Consider the following 5,311-nt stretch of genomic DNA (forward strand, 5'->3'; position numbering starts at 1 on the left):
TCTTTTTGTTTTGAAGGTTTCCTGCCGTCGGCGACCGGTGCCCGGCGGCGCAGGCTACAGGAGATGAGAGGAGAAAGGCGGACCATTATCTTTTACGAAGCCCCTCACCGTCTTGTGGAAAGCCTTTCCGATATGGCCGACATCTTCGGGGACCGGCAGGTTGCCGTGGCCCGGGAGCTGACCAAAAAATATGAAGAGATCTGGCGCGGTACATTACTCCAGGCGGTGGAACACTTTCGGCTTCAGTCTCCGCGGGGTGAGTTTACCCTTGTGGTGGCAGGTGCCCGCGAAGGAGAAGTGTCTGATAAATGTGAGGAATCCTGGCAGGAGCTTTCACTGAGGGAGCATGTTGCCCTCTTTCAAGCCCGGGGTATGGATAAAAAAGAAGCTATTCGGGAAGTGGCCCGTTTGCGTGGGATGTCCCGCCGGGACGTTTACAACCAGGTGGTTCGGGATGATGGTGGAAATTCTTAAGGGCCGGCTGGTACTCAAAAACCCTGCCACCCGGCCCCTTCAGCATATACCATGACTTATGTATGATTCCGCTAGATGGCCTTGGCGTTTTCAAACATTTCCATGGCACAATTCCGGCAGACCAGTTTGCCGCGGTAGAGCTGCACATCGGCCGCGTTGCCGCAAAAGACGCAACCCGGTTCGTACTTCTTGAGGATGATCTTTTCGTTGTCCACGTAGATTTCGAGGGCGTCTTTTTCATCAATCCCCAGAGTCCGCCGCAGCTCGATAGGGATAACCACCCTACCCAGCTCGTCCACCTTCCTGACAACACCTGTTGATTTCAAGGTCTTTCCCTCCCCTTTAAATTACATTGATCGACAAGAAAATAGTTTATCATACAAGTAAATGGTACCAGGTGACCCAGTAAAAGTCAATAGGTTCTGACTTTTTTTGTATAAAATTCTCGGGGCAAGGGAAAACTTGACAGGTGAATGTTTTCTTAAATACAATGTAGGTGTTGGGAAAATGCGATGAAGGGGAAGAGTAGGACTGCCAGTACCCGTACAGAGAGCGGGGGCCGGGTGAAAGCCCCGCCGGGGAAGACAGTTTGAACATGGCCCCGGAGCTGCCCGCTGAACGCCCGTTAGCCACAAAAGGCCCGCTTTCAATTCCAAATTTGCCGGGAAGCCCGCCGGAGTCCGAAAATTGAACGCTAGCTTGGGTCCGCGAGGTTCCTGGAACGAGCGGGAGCTGAATCACGCTTGTGGGACAACCAGGTGAAGGGTCAGTAGGTGGTGGCCGGGGTGAGCGCCCGTTATCCACGCTTACAGTATCGCCGCAAAGGCCCCCCTTTGTGGCCGTACTGGCCGAGGCTCCGGACCGTGAGGCCGGGGTGAATCTGGGTGGTACCACGGAAAAACCTCCGTCCCGGTAAGCGGGCGGAGTTTTTTTATGGCGGAGCGGCGTTAAATATCCGGCTATCAGGAGGGATCTGTTTTTGCGCCAAACGTTTTATATCACGACACCCATCTACTATCCCAGCGACAACCTGCATATCGGCCATGCCTACACCACCGTGGCTGCTGATGCCATGGCCCGGTTCAAGCGCCTTACCGGTTATGACGTCTGGTTTTTGACCGGTTCCGACGAGCACGGCCAGAAGATTGAGCGTACTGCCCGGGCTAAAGGTGTGACCCCCCAGGAGTATGTGGACAAAATTGTAGCCGGGTTCAAACACCTATGGAAAAAACTGGACATCAGTTACGACGACTTCATCCGCACCACAGAGGAAAGGCACAAGCGGGTGGTCCAGGCTATTTTTCAGAAACTTTACGACCAGGGAGATATTTACAAGGCCAGTTACGAGGGCTGGTACTGTACCCCCTGCGAAACTTTCTGGACGGAAAGCAGGCTGGAGGATGGCAACTGCCCGGACTGCGGCCGTCCGGTGGAGCTGGTGCGGGAGGAAAGTTACTTCTTCCGCCTGTCCAGGTATGCCGACCGGCTGCTGCAGTACATCGAGGAAAATCCTAATTTCATCCAGCCCGTTTCCCGGCGCAACGAAATGATCAGCTTTATAAAAAGCGGGCTGGAGGACCTGTGCGTTTCCCGGACTACCTTCGACTGGGGTATCCCGGTGCCCTTTGATCCCGATCACGTGATCTACGTGTGGGTGGACGCCCTGACCAACTACATCTCGGCTCTGGGTTACGGTAGCGAGGACGACAGCCTTTTCCGCAAGTTCTGGCCGGCTGACGTTCACCTGGTGGGGAAAGACATCGTGCGCTTCCACAGCATCATCTGGCCTATTATCCTCATGGCTGCCGGTATCGAACTTCCCCGTCAGGTGGTCGGCCACGGTTGGGTCTTGCTGGAGAGCGGTAAAATGAGCAAATCCAGAGGCAACGTGGTGGACCCCCTGATCCTGATTGACAGGTACGGGGTGGATGCCATTCGTTACTACCTGCTCCGGGAAATGCCTCTGGGTGCGGACGCTTATTATTCCGAGGAGTCCCTGGTGCACCGCATCAACATTGACCTGGCGAACGACCTGGGGAACCTGGTCAGCCGGACCCTGGGTATGGTTGAAAAGTATTCCGCCGGTGTGCTGCACCAGCCCGGGCCTGCGGAGAGCGTGGACCTGGAATTAATCGAGCTGGCTGGACAAACCCCCGCAGCGGTGGAGGAACTGATGGACCGCCGGGATCTTTCGGGTGCCCTGGGCACTATCTGGAAGCTGGTCAACCGGGCCAACAAGTACGTTGACGAAACGGAGCCCTGGGCTCTGAACCGGGATCCAGTCAAACGGGAACGCCTTAATACCGTGCTCTACAACCTGGCTGAAAGCGTGCGCTTTATCGGGGTTTTGATTACTCCTTTTATGCCCAACACCCCCGGCCGGATCTGGTTCCAGCTGGGTATAGCCGACCGGTCTGAACTCCACACCTGGGAGTCCTTGAGCTGGGGGCGCCTGCCGGCGGGATTGAAAGTGCGCCGGGGCGAAGCTCTCTTCCCGCGCATCGATCTGAAGACTCTGGGAAAGGAAAAGTAGGGGGTTAGCATGATTCACCTGATTGACAGCCACGCCCACCTGGATGACTGCAAGTATGAGGCCGACCGGGAAGAAATGCTGGACCGGGCGCGGAAGGCCGGCGTGGTGCAGATTATCAATGTCGGTTATGACCTGGCCTCTTCCGCCCGGTCCATATCTCTTGCCGCCAGATATCCCTTTATATTTGCTGCCGTGGGCATCCATCCTCACGATGCGGGTGAGGCCCCGGAGGATTACCTTGACCGGCTGCGGGAAATGAGCCGCCGGCAGGGTGTGGTGGCCATTGGGGAAATCGGCCTGGACTATTACCGGGACCTGAGCCCGCGGGACGTACAGCAAAGAGTCTTCCGGGAGCAACTGGCCCTGGCCCGGGAATTGGGCCTGCCGGTAATCATCCATGACCGGGACGCCCACGGGGATATTATGGACATACTGCGCAAAGACGGTATCGGGCCGGCCGGGGGTGTAATGCACTGCTTTGCTGGCAGCTGGGAAATGGCCAGGGAATGTATGGCCATGGGCTTTTACATCTCCTTTGCGGGGCCCGTTACCTATCCCAATGCTCGCCGGCCTAAAGAGGTGGCCGCCCGGGTGGATCTTTCGCGCCTGCTGGTGGAAACCGATGCTCCCTACCTTACCCCCCAGCCCCGGCGTGGAAAGCGCAACGAGCCTGCCTATGTTCGCTACGTGGCAGAGGAAATAGCAGCCTTAAAAGGCTTGAGCCTGGAAGTTCTGGCCAGAGCAACCACGGAAAATGCCCGGCGCCTGTTCGGTCTGCCGGAAGCTTTTTAGATAAAATTAAAGGAATTAAAGGATGTTAATCATTTATCCCGAAACCAGTTGTGGAATCTAATTGGGGGGATGGGCTAAATGGCTGAAACAAAAGGGTTGATCCTGGTTTTTACCGGCAATGGCAAAGGTAAAACCACTGCCGCCCTGGGGATGGGCCTGCGGGCCTGGGGGCAGGGGTTGAGAGTTCTGGTACTGCAGTTTATTAAAGGCGGCTGGAAATACGGTGAACTGAATGCTCCCGACCGGCTGGGACCTCGCTTTGAAATTCGCCAGCTGGGGGAGGGATTTACCCGGGTGGTCGAAGGGAAAAGCCTGGAAGAACACAGGGCGGCAGCCCGGGCTGCTCTGAATGAGGCGGAGAAGGAATTGGCAGCAGGGAACTTTGACCTGATCATCCTGGATGAAATCCTGTATGCTTTGAAGTTCAACCTCATTGGCCTCGATGAAATACTCGCCCTGCTGGATAAAAAGCCGCCCGGGCTGCATATGGTGCTTACCGGCCGGGACGCCCCCCCGGAGATTGTTGACCGGGCCGACCTGGTCACTGAGATGAGGGAAATCAAGCACCACTATCAAAAGGGGATTAAAGCCCAGCGGGGGATCGAGTTTTAAGTTTCCCCTGTGTTTACCCCGGATGAGCGAGGCCGGTCACCCTCCGTTGAGGGGGTGGCTTTTTCTTTCGATTTTTGACGTTTATCGGGACAGAATTGACTGTTTGCTTAAAATGGCTTTACAGGTAGTGAGAATATAAAGTAAAATAAAAAGCAAACCTTTGTTAGCGTAGAAACAAGGTGCGTTGACCATGATCGTGAACATTGTAACAGGCTACCTCGGCAGCGGCAAGACCACTCTTATTCAGCACCTGGCAAGGCAACTGGCCCACCGGGAGCAGGTGGCCGTTCTGGTAGGAGAGTTTGGAGAGATAGGTATTGATGGTGCTCTTCTGGCCCAGGATGCACCTGACGTGCTGGAATTGGGCTGTGAGTGCATTTACTGTACCTTGAGCGCCGACATGGCCAGGCAAATTCCCCATGTGGCGAGTTTCCTCTCGCCGGACAGGTTGATCATAGAATACCCCGGTGTGGCTGCGGTTCAAGGGCTGCTGGCGGCGGCGAAGGTAATGGGCCTGCATTTAATGGACCACCGCTTTACCATCATCCATGTCATTGATGCCAGTTCCTTTAACGAACTCTACAAGCAATCTCCGCTTTTTACCGAATCACAGATTTGCAGGGCCAATGTGCTGGTGTTGAACAAATGTGACCTGGTCCCGGAAGAAAAGGTTCGCTCTTTGACGAAAAAAATAAGGGAGCTCAACCCGCGGGCGCGTTTTGTCGCTACGAGCCACGGTCGGGTCAGCCAGGCGGATTTGCAGGTAACCTCTCAAACCGGTTTTTCTTCTCCCAGGGAGAGGAAGGTTTGCCGGAGGCCCCAGAGTGCCCTGGATATCCCCAGTTATTACAGCTTCTCGCGCAAGTTTCAGGGAACCTTCTCAAGTACGCAGCTCGCCAG

General features: G+C 55.5%; 7 protein-coding genes. 6 read left to right on the forward strand and 1 reads right to left on the reverse strand.

Annotated elements, in window-relative coordinates:
- On the forward strand, positions 1–474 hold a 474-nt coding region (locus tag ACPLUI_RS03380; protein WP_424658868.1), incomplete at its 5' end, for an SAM-dependent methyltransferase.
- Between the two features lie 71 nt (positions 475–545).
- Here the strand turns inward: ACPLUI_RS03380 and ACPLUI_RS03385 are convergent.
- Positions 546–800, reverse strand: coding sequence for an AbrB/MazE/SpoVT family DNA-binding domain-containing protein (locus ACPLUI_RS03385; protein WP_424658869.1), 255 nt, complete (start codon positions 798–800; stop codon positions 546–548).
- Positions 801–1,219: 419 nt separating this feature from the next.
- Here ACPLUI_RS03385 and ACPLUI_RS03390 point away from each other — a divergent pair, with 419 nt between their 5' ends.
- The 5 genes from ACPLUI_RS03390 to ACPLUI_RS03410 all read left to right on the forward strand — a co-directional run.
- A complete protein-coding gene (locus tag ACPLUI_RS03390; protein WP_424658870.1) occupies positions 1,220–1,390 on the forward strand; it encodes a hypothetical protein in 171 nt (56 codons plus the stop codon).
- 63 nt (positions 1,391–1,453) lie between these two features.
- Positions 1,454–3,007 (forward strand): methionine--tRNA ligase, encoded by a 1,554-nt coding sequence (metG, locus tag ACPLUI_RS03395; RefSeq protein ID WP_424658871.1) that lies wholly within the window; start codon positions 1,454–1,456, stop codon positions 3,005–3,007.
- A gap of 9 nt (positions 3,008–3,016) precedes the next feature.
- Positions 3,017–3,799, forward strand: coding sequence for a TatD family hydrolase (locus ACPLUI_RS03400; RefSeq protein WP_424658872.1), 783 nt, complete (start codon positions 3,017–3,019; stop codon positions 3,797–3,799).
- A 78-nt stretch (positions 3,800–3,877) separates the two neighbouring features.
- Positions 3,878–4,411, forward strand: a complete 534-nt coding sequence (gene cobO / locus ACPLUI_RS03405) for a cob(I)yrinic acid a,c-diamide adenosyltransferase (RefSeq protein ID WP_424658873.1) — start codon at positions 3,878–3,880, stop codon at positions 4,409–4,411.
- Between the two features lie 190 nt (positions 4,412–4,601).
- Positions 4,602–5,311, forward strand: a 710-nt coding sequence (locus ACPLUI_RS03410) for a CobW family GTP-binding protein (protein ID WP_424658874.1), incomplete at its 3' end; no start/stop codon positions are given.

The sequence above is a fragment of the Desulfofundulus sp. genome (genome assembly GCF_049701015.1).
Classification (GTDB): domain Bacteria; phylum Bacillota; class Desulfotomaculia; order Desulfotomaculales; family Desulfovirgulaceae; genus Desulfofundulus.